This is a genomic window from Methylosinus sp. is20ea (assembly GCF_059718135.1).
Map to the genome: position 1 here is coordinate 2,995,445 of NZ_AP046088.1, position 21,297 is coordinate 3,016,741.

At 66.1% G+C, this 21,297-nt stretch carries 18 protein-coding genes; 12 read left to right on the top strand and 6 right to left on the bottom strand.

Annotated elements, in window-relative coordinates; translation table 11 throughout:
• Nucleotides 1-122: 122 nt before the first annotated feature.
• The 4 genes from AC6IY7_RS14060 to AC6IY7_RS14075 all read right to left on the bottom strand — a co-directional run bounded on the left by AC6IY7_RS14060 (nt 123) and on the right by AC6IY7_RS14075 (nt 3,789).
• Nucleotides 123-815, bottom strand: a complete 693-nt coding sequence (locus AC6IY7_RS14060) for an SDR family NAD(P)-dependent oxidoreductase (RefSeq protein ID WP_497779951.1) — start codon at nt 813-815, stop codon at nt 123-125.
• 43 nt (nt 816-858) lie between these two features.
• A complete protein-coding gene (locus AC6IY7_RS14065; protein ID WP_497779952.1) occupies nt 859-1,716 on the bottom strand; it encodes a CmcJ/NvfI family oxidoreductase in 858 nt (285 codons plus the stop codon).
• Nucleotides 1,717-1,789: 73 nt separating this feature from the next.
• A complete protein-coding gene (locus AC6IY7_RS14070; protein ID WP_497779953.1) occupies nt 1,790-2,905 on the bottom strand; it encodes a GGDEF domain-containing protein in 1,116 nt (371 codons plus the stop codon).
• Nucleotides 2,906-3,117: 212 nt separating this feature from the next.
• Nucleotides 3,118-3,789 carry a CDP-alcohol phosphatidyltransferase family protein gene (locus AC6IY7_RS14075; protein ID WP_497779956.1) on the bottom strand — a complete coding sequence of 224 codons (672 nt, stop codon included), beginning with the start codon at nt 3,787-3,789 and terminating at the stop codon, nt 3,118-3,120.
• Between the two features lie 323 nt (nt 3,790-4,112).
• On the opposite strand from AC6IY7_RS14075, the gene AC6IY7_RS14080 reads away from it, so the two are divergent.
• The 8 genes from AC6IY7_RS14080 (at nt 4,113) to AC6IY7_RS14115 (ending at nt 15,246) form a co-directional block, all read left to right on the top strand.
• Nucleotides 4,113-4,850, top strand: a complete 738-nt coding sequence (locus AC6IY7_RS14080; protein WP_497782848.1) for a transketolase — start codon at nt 4,113-4,115, stop codon at nt 4,848-4,850.
• The gene (locus AC6IY7_RS14085) at nt 4,850-5,794 is read left to right on the top strand and encodes a transketolase family protein (RefSeq protein ID WP_497779958.1); all 945 of its coding nucleotides are present in this window, start codon (nt 4,850-4,852) and stop codon (nt 5,792-5,794) included. The genes AC6IY7_RS14080 and AC6IY7_RS14085 overlap by 1 nt, the downstream gene beginning before the upstream one ends.
• Nucleotides 5,791-6,897 (top strand): NAD-dependent epimerase/dehydratase family protein, encoded by a 1,107-nt coding sequence (locus tag AC6IY7_RS14090; protein WP_497779960.1) that lies wholly within the window; start codon nt 5,791-5,793, stop codon nt 6,895-6,897. The genes AC6IY7_RS14085 and AC6IY7_RS14090 overlap by 4 nt, the downstream gene beginning before the upstream one ends.
• A gap of 491 nt (nt 6,898-7,388) precedes the next feature.
• Nucleotides 7,389-8,462: a polysaccharide biosynthesis/export family protein gene (locus tag AC6IY7_RS14095; protein ID WP_497779962.1), complete on the top strand. Its 1,074-nt coding sequence runs from the start codon at nt 7,389-7,391 to the stop codon at nt 8,460-8,462.
• A 184-nt stretch (nt 8,463-8,646) separates the two neighbouring features.
• Nucleotides 8,647-9,411 carry a CDP-alcohol phosphatidyltransferase family protein gene (locus AC6IY7_RS14100; RefSeq protein ID WP_497779964.1) on the top strand — a complete coding sequence of 255 codons (765 nt, stop codon included), beginning with the start codon at nt 8,647-8,649 and terminating at the stop codon, nt 9,409-9,411.
• A gap of 151 nt (nt 9,412-9,562) precedes the next feature.
• Nucleotides 9,563-10,084, top strand: coding sequence for a Dps family protein (locus AC6IY7_RS14105; RefSeq protein ID WP_497779967.1), 522 nt, complete (start codon nt 9,563-9,565; stop codon nt 10,082-10,084).
• Between the two features lie 93 nt (nt 10,085-10,177).
• Entirely contained in the window at nt 10,178-12,838 is a 2,661-nt protein-coding gene (gene pepN, locus AC6IY7_RS14110) for an aminopeptidase N (protein ID WP_497779970.1), read from the top strand.
• 119 nt (nt 12,839-12,957) lie between these two features.
• Nucleotides 12,958-15,246 (top strand): PAS domain-containing sensor histidine kinase, encoded by a 2,289-nt coding sequence (locus tag AC6IY7_RS14115; RefSeq protein WP_497779972.1) that lies wholly within the window; start codon nt 12,958-12,960, stop codon nt 15,244-15,246.
• Nucleotides 15,247-15,363: 117 nt separating this feature from the next.
• Here AC6IY7_RS14115 and AC6IY7_RS14120 read toward each other — a convergent pair whose 3' ends face one another.
• Complete coding sequence (locus AC6IY7_RS14120) at nt 15,364-16,929, bottom strand: B12-binding domain-containing radical SAM protein (RefSeq protein WP_497779974.1); 1,566 nt, start codon at nt 16,927-16,929, stop codon at nt 15,364-15,366.
• Between the two features lie 319 nt (nt 16,930-17,248).
• Between AC6IY7_RS14120 and AC6IY7_RS14125 the strand changes: the two genes are divergently transcribed.
• Genes AC6IY7_RS14125 through AC6IY7_RS14140 form a run of 4 tightly spaced genes read left to right on the top strand, consistent with a single transcriptional unit; the run spans nt 17,249 to nt 20,868 of the window.
• Nucleotides 17,249-17,665 (top strand): SxtJ family membrane protein, encoded by a 417-nt coding sequence (locus AC6IY7_RS14125; RefSeq protein ID WP_497779975.1) that lies wholly within the window; start codon nt 17,249-17,251, stop codon nt 17,663-17,665.
• 15 nt (nt 17,666-17,680) lie between these two features.
• Nucleotides 17,681-17,827 carry a DUF5989 family protein gene (locus tag AC6IY7_RS14130; protein ID WP_497779976.1) on the top strand — a complete coding sequence of 49 codons (147 nt, stop codon included), beginning with the start codon at nt 17,681-17,683 and terminating at the stop codon, nt 17,825-17,827.
• A gap of 6 nt (nt 17,828-17,833) precedes the next feature.
• Nucleotides 17,834-19,669, top strand: a complete 1,836-nt coding sequence (locus AC6IY7_RS14135; RefSeq protein ID WP_497779977.1) for a carbamoyltransferase family protein — start codon at nt 17,834-17,836, stop codon at nt 19,667-19,669.
• A 41-nt stretch (nt 19,670-19,710) separates the two neighbouring features.
• Nucleotides 19,711-20,868 (top strand): SGNH/GDSL hydrolase family protein, encoded by a 1,158-nt coding sequence (locus tag AC6IY7_RS14140; protein ID WP_497779979.1) that lies wholly within the window; start codon nt 19,711-19,713, stop codon nt 20,866-20,868.
• 33 nt (nt 20,869-20,901) lie between these two features.
• Here AC6IY7_RS14140 and AC6IY7_RS14145 read toward each other — a convergent pair whose 3' ends face one another.
• Entirely contained in the window at nt 20,902-21,297 is a 396-nt protein-coding gene (locus tag AC6IY7_RS14145) for a (R)-mandelonitrile lyase (RefSeq protein WP_497779982.1), read from the bottom strand.

Sequence of the window (21,297 nt, forward strand, 5' to 3'; positions counted from 1 at the left end):
TTATTCGTCGTTATGGGGACGAGCGGCCGCTCCTCGCGGGCGCTCGCCCAGGGTCGACGGCGCACCGTAACACGACTTGGTCCGATTTGCGACATTTTGTCGCGCCGCAGATTCAGCTTTTGTCAAAACCTCTCCGACCAGGGCCTCAGCTCGACCTCGAAGGACCAGGCGCTGCGCTTCTGGCGTAGCAGGTCGAGATAGGCGTCGGCGATGGCGTCGGGCTCCAGCGTGCCGTCGGCGGGATCGGCGCGGCCCGTATCGCGGATCACCCCGTCAATGACGACATGCGCGACATGCACGCCCTTGGGCCCCAATTCGCGCGCGGCGCTCTGGGCCAGCGCCCGCAGCGCGAATTTGCCCATGGCGAAGGGGGCGGAGATCGCATAGGCCTTGAGGCTCGAGGTCGCGCCGGTGAAGAACAGCGCGCCGCGCCCGAGCTTCTCGAAACGCTTGGCCGCCTCCCGCGCCACCAGAAAACCGCCGAAAGCGTTGATGTCGATCGCCTGCCGCACGGCCTCCGGCTCGAGCTCGGCGAGCTTGCCGCGAATGCGCGCGCCGACATTGTAGACGACGACGTCGATCTCGCCGAGCTTCGCCTCGGCCGCCTGGAACAGCCGCTCGACCGAGGCCGGATCGGTGGCGTCGGCGGAAAAGCCCTCGGCGCCCGTCTCGGCCGCGATGGAGCCGAGCCGCTGCGCGTCGCGGGCGACGACGCCGACCTTCAATCCGGCGGCGGAAAAGCGCCGCGCCAGCGAAGCGCCGACGCCGGGGCCGGCGCCGACGATCAGCGCGGCGTGATAGGGAATGTCGTTCATTTTTCGTCCTCGGGGCTCGGCCGCGGCCAAGGCCGCGACGCGGTCAGTCGTCGAAAGCGACGAAGCAGCGCAGCTCTATGCTCTCCCGCGGGCGGGCGTCCTGCGGCGTCGCCGGATCGTCGAAGGCTGTGTGAGGCGAAAAACGCGCCACATCCTCACGGGAATCATAGCATTTGAGCAGCAGGACCTCGCCGCGCCGCATGCGCGGATAATAGTACCAGCGCTGCTGCGGCGAATAGGCGAGGGCGTAGGTCTCGCCCCGCCGGTCGCGAAAGACGAGATCGCAGGCGATGAGATCGCGCGGCGCGACGCTGCGCGCATCGCAAACAGCGAGCGGGGCGTCCTCCACCGGGCCGAACAAAGGCCGCCAGACATTGACGATGGCGAAACGCCGGCGCGACCAACGCTCGGCCGCCTCCCCCAATATTTCGCGCAGACGCCGAGGGGCGGAGTCCACCGTCTGGTCGACATGGGCGCGGGCGACGGGCTCGCGCGGCGAGCCTTCGACAGAGCGTCGAAAGCTGAGCGGGCCAGCGCTCGTCCGCCGGCGCAGCGTATGGTCGAAAATATGGACGTCGCGGGCGCCGATCGCCCGCTTCAGCAGCGCTTCGGTCTCCGGATAATAGGCGGCGCGCAATTGGTCTTCATTCCAGAAGTCTTCGACCAACGTCGGCGCCTCGATCAGCGCGAATCCTTCGCGGTCGAGGGCGGCGTCGGCGGCGAAGCGGCGCGCATCGAGGATTTTCGTCGGCACAGGCGCATATTCACCGCTCTGCCGGGGCTCACCCGGCGGCGGCTCGAATGTATAGGAGATCGGCTTGACGCCTGTCGGCTTCAGATAGAACAGATCGGCGATCGTCGCCGCGCCATCGGCCGGAGCGCCGTAACGGCTCGTCTCCATGGTCGCCGCCTTCGGTGGGGAAAAAGCGCCTCGCGCGCCTCGCCCGATAAATCTATCAGTTTGGTCGAAATATTCAACGGGTCGTCAGATCGGTGTCGACGGTGACGAGATTGCGTCCGCGCGATTTGGAGACATAGAGCTTGGCGTCGGCGCGCTGAATGAGGCTCTCGGCGCTCTCGCGCGGCGCGAGCTGCGCGACGCCGAAGGAGGCGGTGATGCGGCCGATCGGCGCGCCGCCCTTGATCGCCCATTGCTTGTTCTCGAATTCGGCGCGAATGCGCTCGGCCGCCAATTTCGCCTCGGCGAAGGAGACGGAGGGCATGATGATCGCGAATTCCTCGCCGCCATAGCGCGCGACCGTGTCCTTCTCCTCGACATGCTTGGTCATCGTCTTGGCGAAATTCTTCAGCACCTCGTCGCCGATCAAATGGCCATGGCCGTCGTTGATCTTCTTGAAATGATCGATGTCGGCCATGATGAGGCTCAAGGCGCTCTCCGTCGACGCCGCGGCTTTCGCCTCGCGCGCCAGCGTCTCGTCGAAATGGCGGCGGGTGAACACTTGCGTCAGCGAATCGCGGACATTGAGTTCCTGCGTCTCGGCGAGCTCGGCGCGCAATTCGGTGATCTGCCGCTGCGATTCCTCCAGCCGGCGCTGATGCTCCTCCGTCTCGCGCAGCATTTTCTGATTTTCGGCGATCAGCAGCAGGATGGCGGCGCGGATCTGATCCGGGCTCGTCGTGGCGGAGAGCTCCTTATGACCTTTCACCAGCGCCGCGGAATAGGTTTTGTTGCTGTCGAGATGCGCGCGCACGAGCGTGAGTATGGTGCCGAGCTCGCCGTCGATCAGCCGACGCGTCTTGACGAAATCCTCCGGCGCTTCCGCCGCGCCGCCGGCGCGGCCCGAGCGCGTGACGATCTCGACGACGCGCGGCGTCCCCAGCAGGACGCCGACGAAGGCGACCGAGATCAGCGCGAGATTGCGCGCCAGAGCGAGAGGCTCATGCGCCACCCGGACCGGATCGCCGGATGCGCCGACGCCTGTCGTCTCCCAATTGTCGAGAGACCAGGACCAGAGCGAGGAGATATCCGGCGCCGAGAAGAAGCCGGCTCGGCTCAGAGCGAATACGCCTGCCGCGGCGACCAGCGCGGCGCCTGCGACCAAAGCCGTGCGTTTCGAATCGAATTTCATCTTGGTCCGTCTTTCCCGTCTCCGCCGCCGAGGATAAATCTGTTCGCATCATCCTCGCGGGCCGGGCGGACGCCTGCGAGGCGGACGCGAATCACAGCTCGCCCGGAACTATTTTCCTCTGTCCTCCGCAGCCGTCCATAGCGACCTTCGTGGCGGGACGCAAAGAATCGCAGCAAATTTTGGGCGAAGAGCGCGTGCGGCGGGGGATCGGCTCAGATTTTCTGGCCGTTTTCGTCCACGGCGACCCGGCGGGCGTCGGAGAGCGCCTTGATCACCAGGCCGCAGATCGCAAAAGCGGCCAGGATCATGATCGCGGCGTCGAGCCGCGAAACGCCCACATCGGCGGTCTCGTCAATGCCCATCGCATGGGCGGCGAAGGGCCAGACCACCATGAGAATGCGGAATTCGGTCGCGCCGAGGCCGATATAGGCCATTTGCTGCACATGGCGGGCGATGGCCCGGATAAAAGTGTAGGTCGAGAAGAGCAGATAGCAGATCAGCACGATGCAGGCCGACTCGATCGACAGGAACGGCGAGAAGCCGAAGGCGACGATGATCAATATCTGCGAGAACAGATCATAGGTATGCTCGACGAGGCCGAGCCGAGGATTGGCGGTCTGGCGATGCAGCGCCAGTGGGCCGTCCAGCGCCGCGCCGAACCAGTTCAGGAAGACGCCGAGCGGAATCAACGGCATCCACAGTGCCGACCAGCGGCTGCCGACGAGCGCCACCGCGGCGACGAGCGCGCCGAACATGCCGATTCGCGTGAGCTGCAGCGGCGTCACCGATTCCGGCAGCTCGCCGATGATCGCGCGCACGAGCCTTTGTTCGGCGGGAGCCAGAAAGCTCTGATGATGCCCCGACTTCGGATCGGCGGTCTTCATATGCGACGCACTCCGCGGTTGTCTCCGCTCGATCGGTAGTCCGCCCGGTGGACGAGGCGCTTATTTTATATTGTCTCATATCGTCGGCGACGCGCAAGTGCGCGCGAGAGACAGCGCGAGCGAGAGACAGCTGCGAGCGAGAGCGGGCGCCCCGATGGGGCCTTAAGCCAAGCGTTAACCATTCTAAAGGCATAGTGCTGGCGAAAATGGCGAGGACATGACCGATGGCGAGAAGAGGCTCGGCTCCGGGGCCGAAGGAGCCGCCCCTATCGCATGACGGCGCGGCGGCGTCCGCGCGTTGCGCGGCGGCGCGCAGACGCGTCATCTCCATGTCCCATAAAGCGAATTCTGCTCATCTCGGCTCCTCGCTCGGCGTCGTCGAAATTCTCGACGCGGTATTGGCGGTCTCTGATCTTCGTCCGGCGACGGCGCGCGCGCCGGAGCGCGACCGCGTCATCCTCTCCAAGGGCCATGCGGCCATGGCCTATTACGCCGCCCTCGAGCAATATGGACTCGTCGAGCCGGCTCTGCTCGACGCCTATCTGCAGAATGGCACGCCGCTCTGGGGCCATGTCGGGCTGACCGACGCGGTTCCGGCGATCGACGCCACCAGCGGCTCGCTCGGCCATGGCCTGTCGCTGGCGTCGGGCTTTGCGCTCGGCCACAGGCTGCGCGGGCGCGATCATCGCGTCTTCTGCATTCTCTCGGACGGCGAATGCGACGAGGGCTCCACCTGGGAGGCGGCGCTGTTCGCCGGGGCGCGCAAGCTTTCCGCGCTCACCGCCATCGTCGATTACAACCACATTCAATCGCTGGCGCCGACGAAAGAGGTGATGGACCTCGAGCCCTTCGGCGCCAAATGGCGCAGTTTCGGATTCGAGACGATCGAGCTCGACGGGCATGATTGGGCGGCGCTGGTCGCCGCGCTGGAGCGGCCCTCGCGCGGGCGCCCGCGCGCGATCCTCGCCCATACGGTGAAGGGCAAGGGCGTCGCGCGCATCGAGAACACCGTCGCCTCGCACTACAAGCCGGCGCTCGCCGCCGATCTGGAGCTCGCCTGATGCGCAAGCGGATCATCGAGCTCATCGAGGCCGACGCCGGCGTCGATCCGAGAATCGTCTTTCTGACCGGCGATCTCGGCTTCTCCTTCGTCGAGCCGCTCGAGCAGGCGCTGGGCGAGCGCTTCGTCAATATGGGCGTCGCCGAGGCGAATATGGTCTCGGTCGCCGCCTCGCTGGCCGCCAGCGGCTTTCGGCCCTTCGCCTATTCCATCGCGCCCTTCATGACGGCGCGCTGCCTCGAGCAGATTCGCAACGACATCTGCTATCAGCGCCGCGCCGTGCGGCTGATCGGCGTCGGCGCGGGCTTCTCCTATGGAACGCTGGGGCCGTCTCATCATGCGCTCGAGGATGCGACGATCATGGCCGCGCTGCCCGAACTCGTCGTCGCCAATCCGGGCAACGCCGCCGAGCTCGACCGCTGTTACGCGGCGCTGCTCGACGATCCGCGGCCGGCCTATTTCCGCATCGCCCGCGAGAGCGGCGCCGCCTATGGCGCGCCGATCTTCTCGCCGCAGACGGCGGCCTTCGCGGCGCGCCGCGGCGCCGATGTGACTTTGGCGGCGAGCGGCGGCTCGGTGATGCAATGTCTCGCCGCCGCCGAGATTTTGGCGGCGGAAGGGATCGAGGCGTCCGTCGTCAGCGTTCCGATCCTGCAGCCTTTCCCGGTCGAGGCTTTCGCGGCCTGTCTGACCGGCGCGCCCGTGGTCGCCGTCTTCGAGGGCTATCGCGGCAATCCGCTGTCGGTCGGCATAATGGAGACGCTGCTCGCGCGCGGGGGCGGCGAGGCCTTTATCGATCTCACGGCGCCGCACGCCTTTCCGAGCCTCGTCGGCGACACGGAGACTTTGCGCCGCCGCGCCGGGCTCGACCCGGCTTCCATCGCCGCGCGGGCGCGGGCGCTCATCGAGGGGCGGGGCGCGCGCAAGATCGGAGCGCGCGCATGAATGCGGCTCCCGACGGCGCTCTCCTGCTGAGCCATCCGCTCTATCGCGAGGATATCGCGTCGATCGTCGCGGCGGATATCCCCTTCGAGGCGCTCGCCGGGCGCACGATTCTCGTGACCGGGGCGAATGGCTTCCTGCCGGCGATGATGGTCGACGCGCTGCTCGTTCTCGCGAAGAGCCGCGCCGATTTCGGCCTCAGAGTGCTGGCGCTGGTCCGCTCGCGGGAAAAGGCCGAGCGCCGCTTCCGCGCGCATCTCGACGATCGCGCGCTGATGATTTTCGAAGGCGATGTCGTCGAGCCCTTCGATCCGCCCGGCGCCGTCGACATGATCATTCACGCCGCGAGCCAGGCGAGCCCGCGCTTCTATGGCGTCGATCCGGTGGGCACGGCGGCGCCCAATGTGCTCGGCACGGCTCATCTGCTCGATCTGGCGCGGCGCAAGAATGCGTCCCGTTTCCTCTATTTTTCCAGCTCCGAGGTCTATGGCGCGCTGGAGCCGCAGGATCAGCCCGTGCAGGAGACGGTGTTCGGCCGGCTCGATCCGGCGACGCGGCGCGCCTGCTACGCCGAATCCAAGCGCATGGGCGAGACGCTCTGCGTCGCCCATCACGCGCAATATGGGACGCAAACGGTCATCGTGCGGCCTTTCCATACTTATGGGCCGGGCATGCGTCTCGACGACGGCCGCGTCTTCGCCGATTTCGTGCGCGACATTGTGATGGGCCGGGACATCGTCCTCAACAGCGACGGATCGGCCGAGCGGGCCTTCTGCTATCTCGCCGACGCGGCCCGCGCCTTCTTCGCGGTTCTGCTGATGGGCGAGGCCGGCCACGCTTATAATGTCGGCAACGCCGAGGCGGTCGCCTCCGTCCGCGGGCTCGCCGAGACGCTGGTCGGGCTCTATCCGCAGCGCGGCGTCTGCCTGCGATCGAGCCTTCCCTCGTCCGGCTATCTGCCGAGCCAGGTCCAGCGATCGGCTCCCGACACGACTCGGCTCGAGGCGCTGGGCTGGCGTCCGAGGGTCGGCATTGCCGACGGCTTCAGGCGAACCATCGATATCTACAGCGCTATTTTCGCCACCGCCGGCGCTGCGGCCGCCTAGAGTCTTTCCGTGTTTCAGTGAAACACGGAAAGACTCTAGGCTTCTGTTTTGACGCGTTTCCAACGCCGAACCGGCGTCCACTTCGGCTGGAAACGCTCTAGAGTGTTTTCGAGCGAAGTGGGAACCGGTTCGCGTGAAGAAAACACGACCGAACAAGGAGATCTAGAGTCATTCCGGTTCAATCTGAACCGGAATGACTCTAGGCGGCTGCATTTTGCGTTAACCATAGGCTGTAGCGCGCGGGTCACAGGGGTGGCATAAACGGTCTTCGCAGCGCGGAAGGCCTTGTCTTCGCCAAAGAGACGGGGTCATTTGGGCGCGCGGCGAAGCTTCGGGAGCGGCCCGGGGCATTGGTCGGGGGCGGCGTGGTTTTGAAGACATTTCGTATTCTCGGTTCTTGCGCGTTTCGTCTTCTCGGCGCCTGCGCGTTCGCGGCCCTGCTTTCGGGCTGCAGCCTGCTTCCGGGCAGCGGCCCTTCCGGCGATGCGGTGATGACCGCCGGCACGCCGACCGAATCACAGCCCGAGACGCCCTTCGCCCTCGTCGAGATCGACGGCCAGGTGACCGCGGCGCTGGCCAAGCGAGGGGCGCCCGGACTGCGCGGCTCCTTCGGCGATTATCGCCCGCCCGCCTCGCAGGTGATCGGCGTCGGCGACACGCTGCAGATCACTCTATGGGAGGCGGCCTCCGGCGGCCTGTTCTCCTCGCCGGCGACGGATCGCTCGAGCCCCGGCTCGCGCTCCGCGGCGATCCCGGACCAGGCGGTCGGGCGCGACGGCTCGGTGACCGTGCCCTACGCCGGGCGCATCCAGGTGGCCGGCCGCACCCAGCAGGAGGTGGAGGCGGCGATCGTCGAGCGGCTGCGCGGCAAGGCGATCGAGCCGCAGGCGCTGGTCAATGTGTCGCGCAACATCAGCAATACGGCGACGGTGACCGGCGAGGTGACGCAGGGCGCGCGCGTGCCGCTGACGCTGCGCGGCGACCGCGTGATGGACGTCATCGCCCAGGCCGGCGGCTTCCGCTCGCCGGTTCACGAGACCTTCATCAGCCTGACGCGCGGCGACCGCACCGCGCGCGCGCCGATCCAGGCGCTGCTCGCCAATCCGCGCGAGAATATTTTCGTGCGCCCCGGCGACGTGCTGACGGTGGAGCGCACGCCGCAGACCTTCACTGTGGCGGGCGCGACGGGGGCGAACGCCGTGGTGCCCTTCGACGCGCGGGGAATCACTCTGGAGGAGGCGATCGGCAAGGCCGGCGGCCTCACCGATCAGCGCGCGGATCCGAGCGGGCTGTTCGTGCTGCGCTACGAGCAATCGGCGGTGATCGCGGATTATCCGACGGTGTCGCCGCTGCTGGCGGCGCAGCGGCTGGTTCCGGTGGCCTATCATCTCGACATGCGCGATCCGGCGGCGCTGTTCACCGCGCGACGATTCGCGATGCGCGACAAGGACATATTGTTCGTCTCCAACGCGCCTGTGACGGAGATCGGCAAGGCGTTCCAGCTCGTCTCCACGCTGACGCAGCCGGCGATTCAGGGCGCGGCGGTGGGCGCGGCGGTGAAGTGACGGGCGCGCGCGCAAAGCTTTGAAAATCCCCCTTAGGGGCGGCGATAGCGGTTGACGCGAAGGTTCGGCGCGGGCAAGCTGACGGTCGAAGATATTGCGATGCGAAAAGACGTCGTAGCCCGGGCGAGGCGGCCACGCCGGACCGCAGGGCTGCGAGGGCGGGTTTGGTTTTCGAGGGGGTTTCTTGGCGAACCGATTGAATACGAGCCTGTTGGCGACCGGCGAGCGCCGCGTGCTGCAGGCGCTGGCGCCTCGACTTCCCGCCTGGACGACGCCGGATCATCTGACCGCCGTGGGGCTCGCGGGGGCGGTGGCGACGGCGGCCGGCTTCGCGCTGACGCATTGGTCGGCGTGGTTCCTGTGGGCGGTGGTCGCCGGCCTGTTCCTGAACTGGTTCGGCGATTCGCTGGACGGGACGCTGGCGCGCCATCGCGGGATCGAGCGACCGCGCTACGGCTTTCTCCTGGATCATTCGAGCGATCTGATCGCGCAGAGCCTGATCGTGGTGGGTCTGGGGATCTCGCCTTATTTCACTCTGCCGTCGGCGCTGTTCGTGCTGTCGCTCTATCTGCTGATGAGCTCCTACACTTATCTGCGCGTGGCGACGGCGGGGGTGCATCGGCTGTCCTATGGCGGCATGGGCGCGACGGAATTTCGCATATTGGTGGCGGCGTGGAGCCTGTTCGCCTGCTGGCTGGGCCCGCAGGTGGTGGAGGCGCGCCTGTGGCGCTTCACGGTTCTCGATGTGACGATCGGGACGGCTTCGGCGATCGCTTTCGCTCTGTTCGTCTGGATGGTGCGTCAGGATTTGTCGCGGATGGACCGCGACGACGAGCAGGAGACGGCGACGGTCCACCGCCTGCCGACGCGCCGCGTCCTGGCCGAGCCGGCCCCGGCCGAGCCCGCGCAAGAACTCGACAGAGAACTTCCCAGCGTCTCCGCCGGCTGACTTCGCCCGCGTCAAGACGTCGTCGGCGTCAAGACCTCGCCGGCGTCAAGACCTGCTCCGCGTCAAAAAATCTGCGCCGGGCCATGGGAAGGCGCGCGCGCCGGCATATCTGGACATAGCGATCCTGTCTTCCGCTCGAGGAGAAAGACGCATGGCCAATCGTGAAATCCACTCCCGTCAAAAAGCCGCGCTCGAGACGCCGACCGGCCTCTCGGCCCAGGCCACGCGGGATGTGTCGGGCGCGCTCAACGCCGTGCTCGCGGATATTTTCGCCCTCTATCTCAAGACCAAGAATTTCCACTGGCACATGTCCGGCCCGCATTTTCGCGATTATCACCTGCTCCTCGACGAGCAAAGCGCGCAGATATTCGCGACGACAGACGAGATCGCCGAGCGTGTGCGCAAGGTCGGCGGCACGACGATCCGCTCGATCGGCCATATCGCCCGGCTCCAGCGCGTGCTCGACAATGACGCCGATTATGTCGATCCGCACGACATGCTGGCGGAGCTGCGCGACGACAATGGCGCGCTGGCGGCGCGCTTGCGCGAGGCGCATTCCGTCTGCGACGAGCGCGGCGACGTCGCTACGGCGAGCCTGCTCGAAAATTACATAGACGAGGCCGAAAGGCGCGTCTGGTTCCTCTTCGAGGCCGGCCGTCGCGGCAACGCCTGACGCGAATCGGCCGCGGCCCTGTTCCCATGTCGTTCCCTTTGCCCGTTGCGAAGCCGCGCGGCCGCGTGTAGGTGTGACGGGCATCGAGGTCCCATGCGCAACCCACCCCCCCAGGCTGTCCGTCTCGCCGATTACCGCCCGCCCGCGTTTCTCATCGACGCGGTCGATCTGGATATTTCGCTGCACCGCAGCAAGACGCGCGTCGTGGCGCGGCTCGCGATTCGGCGCAACCCCGCCGGGCGGGAGGGAACGCCGCTCGCGCTGGACGGCGACGGGCTGGTCCTGCGACGCGTCGCGCTCGACGGCGCGCCGCTGTCGCCCGAGGCCTATGAGGCGACGCCCGACAGCTTCGTGCTGCGCGTCCCGCCGGAGCGGCCCTTCACGCTGGAGATCGAGACCGAGGTCGACCCCTCGGCCAATACGCAATTGAGCGGGCTCTATCGTTCCGGCTCCGCCTATTGCACGCAATGCGAGGCGGAGGGCTTCCGCCGCATCACCTATTTCCTGGACCGGCCCGATGTGCTGAGCGTCTATACGACGCGCATAGAGGCCGAGAAGAGCGAAGCCCCGGCGCTGCTCGGCAATGGCAATCCGATCGCCTCCGGCGATCTCGACGGCGGCCGGCACTTCGCCGTCTGGCGCGATCCTTTTCCCAAGCCCTGCTATCTCTTCGCGCTGGTCGGCGGCGATCTCGGCCATATTTCGGAGAGCTATCGCACGAGCTCCGGCCGCAATGTCGAGCTCGCCATCTATGTCGAGCGCGGCAAGGAGCCTTTCGCCGCCTATGCGATGGATTCGCTGGTGCGCTCCATGCGCTGGGACGAGCAGGCTTTCGGCCGCGAATACGACCTCGACGTGTTCAATATCGTCGCCGTCTCCGACTTCAACATGGGCGCGATGGAGAATAAGGGCCTCAACATATTCAACGACAAATATGTTCTGGCCTCGCCCGAGACGGCGACCGACTCCGACTACGCCGGGATCGAGTCGGTCATCGCCCATGAATATTTTCACAATTGGACCGGCAATCGCATCACCTGCCGCGATTGGTTCCAGCTGTGCCTGAAGGAAGGTCTGACTGTCTATCGCGATCAGGAATTCTCGGCCGACCAGCGCTCGCGCGCGGTAAAGCGCATTTCCGATGTGCGCGGCTTGCGCCTGCAGCAGTTTCCGGAAGACGCCGGCCCGCTCGCCCATCCGGTGCGGCCGAGCCTCTATCACGAGATCAACAATTTCTACACGGCGACCGTCTATGAGAAGGGCGCCGAGATCGTCCGCATGCTGAAGACGCTGATCGGCGAGGCCGATTTCCGTCGTGGCATGGACCTTTATTTCGAGCGTTTCGACGGAACGGCGGCGACGGTCGAGGATTTCCTCTCCTGCTTCGCCGAGGCGTCTGGCCGCGACCTCGCGCAATTTTCGCTCTGGTACGAGCAGGCGGGCACGCCGCTCATCCGCGTCGAGAGCGAATATGACGCGGGCGCCAAGACTTTGACGCTGTCGCTCGAGCAGTCGACGCCGCCGACGCCCGGGCAGAGCGAGAAGAAGCCCTTCGTCATTCCGCTGGCGCTCGGCCTCATCGGCGAGAATGGCGACGAGCTGACGCTTGCGGCGGCGCCGGGCGAGACCGGCGCGAGCGCCGAGGAATGCGCGCGCGGCGTCGTCGAGCTTTCGACGCGCGAGCGCAAACTGGTGTTCGAGAATGTGCCGTCGCGCCCGGTCGTCTCCCTGCTGCGTGGCTTCTCGGCGCCGGTGCGTCTCGCCCCGCCGCAATCGGCCGAGGATCTGGAGCGCCTGCTCGCCCATGACAGCGATTCCTTCAATCGCTGGCAGGCGGCGCAGAGCCTCGCGCTGCGCTCCATCTTCTCGCGCATCGAGGCCGCGCGTGGTGGTTCGGCGCCGGTGGACGACGCCGCCTTTCTCGACTCGCTGAAACGTCTCGTCGAGGCGGGCGAGGGCGATCCGAGCCTCGTCGCCCAGGCGCTCTCTTTGCCGTCCGAGATCGATATCGCGCGCGAGATCGGCAAGGATGTCGATCCCGAGGTGATCTTCACGGCGCGTTCGGGATTGAAGCGCGATCTCGGTCGCCATTTGGCGGCGGCGCTCGCCGAGGCGCATCTCCGCTTCGCGCCGCAGGAGGGGTTTTCGCCCGACGCCGCCAGCGCCGGACGGCGCGCCATGCGCAATGTCGCGCTCGATCTTCTGGCGGCGGGCGATCCGGCGTCGGGCGGTCCGCTGGCCGAGCGGCAATTCGCCGAGGCCACGAACATGACCGATCGCATCTGCGCGCTGGCGACCTTGTCGCATCTGCCGGGCGAGGCGCGCGAGCAGGCCTTCGCGGACTTCTACGAGCGCTATAGAAACGATCATCTCGTCCTCGACAAATGGTTCTCGCTGCAGTCGACCATTCCGGAGATCGAGACGACCGCGCGCATCGCGCGGCTGATGGAGCATAAGGACTTTTCGCTCGCCAATCCCAATCGCGTGCGCGCCGTGGTCGGCTCCTTCGCCAATGGCAATCCGACGCGTTTCCACGCCTTGGACGGCTCCGGCTATGCGTTGCTCGAGCGTGTGGTGCTGGAACTCGACCCGAAGAATCCGCAGCTCGCCGCGCGGCTGCTCTCGGCGCTGCGCTCCTGGCGCTCGCTGGAGGCGCGGCGGCGCGGAATCGCCGAGGCGACGCTGCGTCGCATCCTCGCTGCGCCCGATCTCTCGGCCGATGTCTCGGACATAGCGACGCGCGCGCTCGGCTGAGCATTTACGTCCTATTAAGCTCTGGACAAACGGCCTCCGCCGGATTCGAATGGGGCTGATTCGGGGCGGGATGCGGCGCGTTTTTCCCCCTCTTCGACCACTGGCGGGGACTTCCGAAAATGGCGCGTGAGCGCGCGGCCAATACGACGACTTGCGTCGATACGTCCGCCGATACGTCATGGAGCGCTGCGGGCTCCGTGAGCATCGGCCGGGCGATTGCAGAATCGCTGAGCGCCCGGCATGTGACGGTCGCGCTCGGCCTCTGCGCCGTCGCGCTCGGCGCGCTTCTCTTCGCTCTGGCCGAGACGGCGCATGAGCAGACTTTGACCGAGGCCGCGCAGGATCTCGAAATTTTCGCCCGCGCGGTCTCCCGTGACGTCGACGCGACGCTGCGCATCGGCGCCGCCGCGCTGCCGGATTACGCCGGCTCGCGCGGACGCCGCGTCGCCGTCGCCGACGGGGCTGGGCGCGTCGTCGTCGCGACGCCGCCGCTCGACGCCTCCGGCGCGCTCGCCGGCCTGCTCGGCTCCGAGCAGCTGTTGACCGAATTCGCCGATAAGGCGGGTGTCATGCGCGTCACTCTGGCCGATGGGCGCAAGGCGCTCGCGACGGTGCGCAATCTCGCGCCGGGGGCGGGGCAGGTGGCGGCGATCCTCCCTTATGACGCCGCGCTCGCCGACTGGCGCGCCTTTGTCGCGCGCTATGCGGCGCTGTCGGCGGCGGCGACGCTGGCGACGGCGCTCGGTCTCTGGGCCTTCGGGCGTGAGGCGCGGCGCGCGGCGCTCGCCGAGCGCGCGCAGATCGACATGCGCCGGCGCGTCGACGCCGCGCTCGGCTCCGGTCGTTGCGGCCTGTGGGATTGGGACATTGCGCGCGGCCGCATCCATTGGTCGGATTCCATGTTCGGCCTGCTCGGCTTCGATCCCGAGCCGCGCTCGCTGTCCTTCGGCGAATTGAAGATGCGCCTGCATCCGCAGGACGGCGACCTCGCCGCCATCGTCGAGACGGTCGTCGCTTCCGGCGCGCGCGGCATGGATCACGAGTTCCGCATTCGCAATGCGCGCGGCGAATTCGTGTGGCTGCGCGCCTGCGCCGAATTGATCGACGATCCGGAGGGCGGCAAGCGCCTCGTCGGCGTCGCCGTCGATATTTCCGAGCAGCGCGCGCTGGTCGAAGGCGCGGCGACGGCCGATATGCGGCTGCGCGACGCGATCGAGACGATCTCCGAAGCCTTCGTGCTGTGGGACGCGCATAATCGGCTCGTCGCCTGCAATTCGAAATTCCTCGCTCTGCACGGCCTCGCCGCCGAGGCCGCGGCGCCCGGCGCGAGCTATGCGCGCATCATGGCGGGCGCCAGCGCCGCGCTCGCCGAGACGCAGATCGTCTCCGACCAGACGTCATCCTCGAGCGAGCGCACCTATGAGGCGCGGCTCGCCGACGGCCGCTGGCTGCAGATCAGCGAGCGCCGCACCAAGGACGGCGGCTATGTCTCCGTCGGCGCCGACATCACCGCGCTGAAGCGCAATCAGGAGAAGCTCATCGACTCCGAGCGCCGGCTGACGGCGAGCGTCACCGATCTGTTGAAGTCCCGCCAGACGCTGGAGGCGCAGGCGCAGCAGCTCGCCACGCTCGCCGAGCAATATCATCTGCAGAAGGGCGAGGCCGAGGCCGCCTATCACGCGAAGTCCGAATTCCTCGCCAATATGAGTCACGAGCTGCGCACGCCGCTCAACGCCATCATCGGCTTTTCCGAAATGATGCAGGCGCAGGTGTTCGGCCAGCTCGGCTCGACGAAATATGTCGAATATTGCAACCACATTCACCAGGGCGGCCGCTATCTGCTCGATGTGCTGACCGATATTCTCGACATGTCGCGCCTCGAGGCCGGCCGCGTGCGGCTCGATCAGCGCGAGGTCGATGTCTCCGGCGCGGTGCGCGCGACGGTGGAGCGATACCGCCATAGCGCCGAGACCAAGCGCGTCGAGATCAGCGTCGACGCGCGCGACGGGCTGCGTTGCTATGGCGATCATGACGCGATCGTGAAATCGATCGGCGTGCTCGTCTCCAACAGTCTGAAATTCACCACGGCCGGCGGCGCCGTGCGCGTGCGCGCGCGTCGGCTCGCGCGCTCCATCGCCATATTCGTCGAGGACGATGGCTGCGGCATAGAGAAAGCGGCGATCCCCAAGCTCGGCCGGCCCTTCGAGCAGCCGATCGCGGTCATAGAGAATGGCATGAAAGGCTCGGGGCTCGGCCTCGCCATAGCGCGCTCGCTGATGGCGCTGCATGGCGGCGCGCTGCGCATTCGCTCGCATGTCGGGATCGGCACGGTCGCGATGTTGCGCATTCCGGTGCGGCCGACGACGCGGGCGACGCCCGGCCAAAGCGCGCGGCTCCTGCTGCATTGACGCGGCGGGCGCGCTCGCTGCGAGCCTCTAAGGCTCGCGGTCCAGGGCGCGGATCGGATCGCGAGCCTTAGAGGCTCGCACAACGCGCCTCGCGTCGTATTTCGTCTCAGGCGGCCGTCATTCCGCCGCGGTCGCCGCCATCTCCCGCCGCGGCGGCGCGAAGGCGAGCTGCGGCTCCCAATAATTGCCCCTGTCGAACATGTGCCGCGCCTGGGCGTATTGGAACATGATGCGCGCGACGATCTTCACCGTCTCCGGCTTGCGCAGCGCCGCGCCCCACACTTTGTTCCACATGCGGCCCTCGGCGTCGCCGAGTTTGCGCACATCGGCGGCGATCTGCACCGCCTCCTGCTCGATCTCGCGGAAAGAGCTCGCATCGGGAATCGTCGCATCGCTCGGCCCGCGCGCGCGGCCGAATGCGCCGATGAAATTCAACATGCGCTCGCCGAAGGCGGAAGGCGCATAGAGCGCGTTGCAGAGATTGTGCAGACCCTCGTTCAGCTCCTCCATGCTCATCGTCACCGGACGAATGTTGGAGCCCCAAGGCACTGCCTGCGTCTCCACCGTGCCCTGCAGGAGGCGGCCTTCTCGGGTGATGCGATCGAACAGCGGCGTCGCTTCGGAAGCCATCAGCGCGCCGAGGCTGAAAATGGGGATCGGCGTCGACATGGCGAATTCATATTGCTGCGAGAAGACATTCGGCCCGTCGTGATCGAAGCCGACGATCATGCCGCCCATCACCGAAATGCCGCGGTCGATGAGCTTCTGCACTTCCTCGACGATGTCGATCTTGAGATTCTGCCTTTTGCCCGTCTCGCGCAGGCTCTCGAGATTGGGCGTCTCTATGCCGATGAACACTTGATGCACGCCGGCCTCGACCAGCATGTCCATCAATTCCGTGTCGCGCGTCGCGTCGATGGAGATCTGCGTGACGAAATCCATGGGATGTCCGTCGCGCCGCCAATGCGCCATCGCCGCGAGCAATTCCTTGCAATGGGCGCGATAGGCGGTGAAATTATCGTCCGCCAGGAATGTCGCGCGAAAACCATGCGCCCATAGCGCGTCGAGCTCGGCGATCACATTGGCGATCGGCTTGTGGCGCTGCTTGCGGCCGAGATATTGGATCACGTCGCAGAATTCGCATTCGAACGGACAGCCGCGCGATGTCTGCACGGCGCCGAGCATGGCGCGATGATTGGGATAGAGATCCCAGCGCGGCACGGGGCTCGTCGCCAGCGAGGGCTTGTCGCCGATATAGCGATCGCGCAAGCGTCCGGCGCGCAGATCGGCGAAGAGCTCTTCGGCGATCTCCTCCATCTCGCCGCTGACCAGCACGTCGCAATGCGCGACGAGATGATCGGGGCTGAGGCTCGCATAGGGGCCGCCGATGATCACCTTCTTGCCGCGACGACGAAATTCGTCGGCGATGGCGATCATGCGTCGCCGCTGGCTGACCTTGCCGGTGATGGCGATCCAATCCGCATCATTGTCGAAATCGACGGGCGCGACGCCTTCGTCGCAAATCGTGATCGAGAAATCGGGCGGCGCCAGCGCGGCGACGGTCGTCGACGACAGATCGGCCATCATGACGCCGGACCGGCGGCCGGCGGCCAGCAGAATTTCGGCGCCGAAGTAGGTCGGAAAATCAGCTGCGGGATTGATGATGTAAAGGGATGAGGTCATTGCGGGCCCCTTTCCGGCAAGTATCGAATTAATGTCTTCCTTTTTTCTGGCGCGCAAGCCGAAAGCGCCCGTCCTTCCGCCCATTCGCGAGGCGCCGGGCGCCATTTTCGGGGTTCTCCACAGCCCCGCGTCCATCGCGCGCGTGTGACGTAAGTCCGTACAAAATGGCGAAACGGCTTGCGTCTCAACGCCCTTCGTCGCGCGGCCCGGCTCCGAGCGGGACGACCCCGAATTGACGCTCGCCTCCTCATCGCCTAAGCCTCGCGTGGTTGCGGCAAAAACGAATTTCTGCGGATTTTTCGTGGGATAGAACGATACTATGTCGCATGAAGCTTTGACGTCCGATCGGCCGGTCGAACGCGGGTCGGATCGGTCCTTCGGTCTGGTGATCGCCGCCGCGTCGACTCTCGTCGCGCTGGCGCCGCTGTCGCGGAGCCATTCTCCGCATCTATGGGCGCTCGCGGTGGCCTTGGTTTTCGCGGCGCTCGCTCTTGTCGCGCCTTCGCGTCTTTCCGGGCTCAATGCGCTGTGGTTCGCCTTCGGGCAGACGCTTCACAAAATCGTCAATCCGATCGTGATGGGCGTGTTGTTCTTCGGCGTGCTGACGCCGATCGCGGTCGTCTTTCGTCTCCTATCGCGCGACTCTCTCGGGCTGCGTTTCGACGCGGCGGCGGATAGCTATTGGACGCGGCGGGGCGATGCGGACGGCGCCTCCGACATGCGTAAGCAATTCTGACAGGAGACTAGCGTCATGGATATGGTTCTCGAGTTGTGGGACTTCGTCGCCAGCCGCAAGAAATATTGGATGGCGCCGGTGCTGGCGGTGATGCTGCTGCTCGGCGGGCTGCTGCTGCTGCAGGGAACGGCGGTCGCTCCTTTCATCTACACGCTGTTCTGATCGCTCGTGCGTATTCTGGGCGTTTCGGCCTTCTATCACGATAGCGCGGCCGCGTTGATCGAGGATGGGCGTATCATAGCTGCGGCGCAGGAGGAGCGCTTCTCGCGCGTCAAGCATGACGCGCGCTTTCCCGCCAATGCGATCGACTATTGCCTCGGCGCCGCCGGCGTCGAGGCGAAGGATGTCGATTTCGTCGCCTTCTACGACAAGCCTTTCGTGAAATTCGAGCGCCTGCTCGAGACCTATATCGCTTTCGCGCCGCGCGGGTTTGCGTCCTTCAAGACGGCTCTGCCGGTGTGGCTGCGCGACAAGCTGTTTCAAAAATCGCTGCTCGTGCAGAAGCTGAAGCATCATGCGCCGCAGATCGACTGGCGCAAGCGCCTGTTGTTCGCCGAGCATCATCTCAGCCATGCGGCGAGCGCCTTCTATCCCTCGCCCTTTCACGAGGCCGTGGTGCTGACGATGGATGGCGTCGGCGAATGGGCGACGACCTCCGTCGCCTTCGGCGATGGCGCGAAGCTCTCCATGCAGCGCGAATTGCGCTTTCCGCATTCGCTCGGCCTGCTCTATTCGGCCTTCACCTATTATACGGGGTTCAAGGTCAATTCCGGCGAATACAAGCTCATGGGGCTCGCGCCGTACGGCGAGCCGAAATATGCGAGCCTCATTCTCGATCACATCGTCGATCTGAAACGCGACGGCACATTTCGCCTCGACCAATCCTATTTCGATTATTGCACCGGCCTGCACATGACGAGCGAGAAGCTGCATCGTCTTTTCGGCGGCCCGCCGCGCGCGCCGCAGGAGCCGCTGACGCAGCGCCATATGGACATAGCGGCGTCGATCCAGGCGGTGACGGAGGAAATCGTGCTGCGACTGACGCGCGCGCTCGCGGCGGAGACGGGCGCACGCAATCTCTGCCTCGCCGGCGGCGTCGCGCTCAATTGCGTCGCCAATGGCAAAGTGCTGCGCGACAAGAGCTTCGAGCGCATCTGGATTCAGCCGGCGGCGGGCGACGCCGGCGGCGCGCTCGGCGCGGCGCTGCTCGCCTATCATGATTTCAACTCTGGCCCGCGCATAGCGAGCGGCGAAAGCGACGCCATGCAGGGCGCCTATCTCGGGCCCTCCTATGCGCAAGGCGAGATCGAGCGGCGCCTTTCCGCCTGCGGCGCGCGTTTCGTTACGCTTTCGGACGAAGAGACGATCGCCGCCACGGCGCGCGATCTCGCCGACGGCAGAGCGGTGGGCTGGTTTCAGGGGCGCATGGAATTCGGGCCGCGCGCGCTCGGCGGGCGCTCCATTCTCGCCGATCCGCGTTCGCCGCAAATGCAGAAGACGCTCAATCTCAAGGTCAAATATCGCGAGTCCTTTCGGCCCTTCGCGCCCTCCGTTCTGCGCGAGAATGTCGCCGACTGGTTCGAGCTCGACGAGGATTCGCCCTATATGCTGCTCGTCGCCGATGTCGCGAAGGCGCATCGCCTGACGACGAGCGCGGAGGACGAGGCGCTGTTCGGCATAGAGCGGCTGCATCGTCCGCGCAGCGTCATTCCCGCGGTGACGCATGTCGATGGCTCGGCGCGCGTGCAGACGGTGCATAAAGAGACCAACCCGCGTTATCACGCGCTGATCTCGGCCTTCGACGAGCTGACTGGCTGTCCCGTGCTGGTCAATACGAGCTTCAACGTGCGCGGCGAGCCGATCGTCTGCACGCCGGAGGATGCTTTCGCCTGCTTCATGGGCACGGAGATCGAATCGCTGGTCATCGGCAATTGCCATTTGCGCAAAGAGGACCAGGACCCGGCGCTGCGCAGCGATTACAAGGACAGATTCGAGCTCGACTGACGCCGCGTCGCGGGTCGGTCGGCGAGCGGGAGGCGACGCCAGTGTGGTTCGAGAATCGGCCTGCGCTGCGCGTCGCGGGCCTCGTCTTCGTCAATGTCGTTCTGGCGGCGGGGCTGCTGGCTCTCGCCGAGCTCGTTCTCCATCGCGTCTATGATTGGAAGAATCCGTTTCTCGACAATGGCGAGACGCGCCTGCGCGTGCGTCATCCGGTCTTCACCCATACGCTGCGCGCCAAATTCGACGGCTATGACAAATGGGGGCCGGCCAATTCGCGCGTCGTCACCAACTCGTTCGGCTTCAAGGACGCCTCGACGCGGGATGTGCCGCTCGTCGCGGATCGACGCCGCGTCGTCTTCATCGGCGATTCCTTCACCGAGGGCGTCGGCGTCGCCTATGAGGAGAGCTTCGTCGGCCGCTTCGCGCAGGCCTTTCCGCAATTGGATGTGCTCAATGCTGGCGTCTCGACCTATGCGCCCTCCGCCTATTTCGACAAGCTGAAATTCTATCTCGACGCCGGGCTGAAATTCGACGAGGCGATCGTCTATATCGACATCTCCGACATTCAGGACGAAGCGATCATCTATCGGCGCGACGCGAGCGGTCTATTGCAGCTCGGCGTCTTCGCCGTGGACCCGGTCGCCTGCCTGCCGCAGCCGGCGCAGCTCATCGCGCCCCCGGCGCGCAACTGGCTCGCGGAGCATTCCTTCGTCGTGGAATTTCTGAGCAAGGCGCTCTATGCGCGGCGCGTCGAGGCGGCGAATGCGCAGGCGAGCCTCGACGATCTCACGCGCTCTGGCCGCGTCTACAGTCGGGATTGGGGACGCGGGAGCTGGACCTATGACGCGCAGGCGAAATGTTTCGGCCCGCGCGGCGTGGCGGGGGCGATCGAAAAGGCGAAAGCGCAGATGGATCGGCTGCACGAGCTGCTCGCGTCGAAGGGCGTAGCGCTCTCCGTCGGCGTCTATCCCTGGCCGCAGCAATTGCTCTATGGCGTCGAAGATTCGCTGCAGGCGAAGATCTGGCGCGACTGGTGCGCGGGAAAATGCCGGCGCTTCTTCGATCATTTCCCGGTGTTCTTCCGCTATGAGCGCGAGCACGCCGATTTCATCCGCGAGCTCTATATCTGGGCGGACAATCATTTCAACGAGAACGGCCATCGCCTGCTGGCCGAGGATCTGATCGCGACATATCGCGACTGAATGCGCGAGGCCGGCCTCAGCGTCTGCCCGGCCTCACCGTCTGTATTGCTCGTCGCTCACGGGCTCGAGCCAATCCGCCGTATTGCCGTCGAGCGCCTCCTGAATCGCGAGATGCGCCATCGCCGTCGTCGGGGTCGCCCCGTGCCAATGCTTTTCGCCCGGCGAGAACCAGATCACGTCGCCCGGCCGGATTTCCTCGACCGGACCACCCCAGCGCTGCGCCCAGCCGAGGCCGGAGGTGACGATCAATGTCTGACCGAGCGGATGTGTGTGCCAAGCGGTGCGCGCGCCGGCCTCGAAGGTCACGTTGACGGCGCGAACGCGCGCCGGATCGGGCGCTTCGATCAAAGGATCGAGGCGCACCACGCCTGTGAAATATTCCGGCTGCGCTTTGGCGGAAGGCCGCGAGCCGACGCGCTGGATTTCCAT

Coding starts and splice junctions, on each gene's coding strand:
- AC6IY7_RS14120 (WP_497779974.1), bottom strand. CDS start 16,929: ATGACCTCATCCCTTTACATCATCAATCCCGCAGCTGATTTTCCGACC.
- AC6IY7_RS14125 (WP_497779975.1), top strand. CDS start 17,249: ATGTCGCATGAAGCTTTGACGTCCGATCGGCCGGTCGAACGCGGGTCG.
- AC6IY7_RS14115 (WP_497779972.1), top strand. CDS start 12,958: ATGGCGCGTGAGCGCGCGGCCAATACGACGACTTGCGTCGATACGTCC.
- AC6IY7_RS14105 (WP_497779967.1), top strand. CDS start 9,563: ATGGCCAATCGTGAAATCCACTCCCGTCAAAAAGCCGCGCTCGAGACG.
- AC6IY7_RS14145 (WP_497779982.1), bottom strand. CDS start 21,297: ATGGAAATCCAGCGCGTCGGCTCGCGGCCTTCCGCCAAAGCGCAGCCG.
- AC6IY7_RS14065 (WP_497779952.1), bottom strand. CDS start 1,716: ATGGAGACGAGCCGTTACGGCGCTCCGGCCGATGGCGCGGCGACGATC.
- AC6IY7_RS14070 (WP_497779953.1), bottom strand. CDS start 2,905: ATGAAATTCGATTCGAAACGCACGGCTTTGGTCGCAGGCGCCGCGCTG.
- AC6IY7_RS14075 (WP_497779956.1), bottom strand. CDS start 3,789: ATGAAGACCGCCGATCCGAAGTCGGGGCATCATCAGAGCTTTCTGGCT.
- AC6IY7_RS14060 (WP_497779951.1), bottom strand. CDS start 815: ATGAACGACATTCCCTATCACGCCGCGCTGATCGTCGGCGCCGGCCCC.
- AC6IY7_RS14085 (WP_497779958.1), top strand. CDS start 4,850: ATGCGCAAGCGGATCATCGAGCTCATCGAGGCCGACGCCGGCGTCGAT.
- AC6IY7_RS14130 (WP_497779976.1), top strand. CDS start 17,681: ATGGATATGGTTCTCGAGTTGTGGGACTTCGTCGCCAGCCGCAAGAAA.
- AC6IY7_RS14090 (WP_497779960.1), top strand. CDS start 5,791: ATGAATGCGGCTCCCGACGGCGCTCTCCTGCTGAGCCATCCGCTCTAT.
- AC6IY7_RS14095 (WP_497779962.1), top strand. CDS start 7,389: ATGACCGCCGGCACGCCGACCGAATCACAGCCCGAGACGCCCTTCGCC.
- pepN (WP_497779970.1), top strand. CDS start 10,178: ATGCGCAACCCACCCCCCCAGGCTGTCCGTCTCGCCGATTACCGCCCG.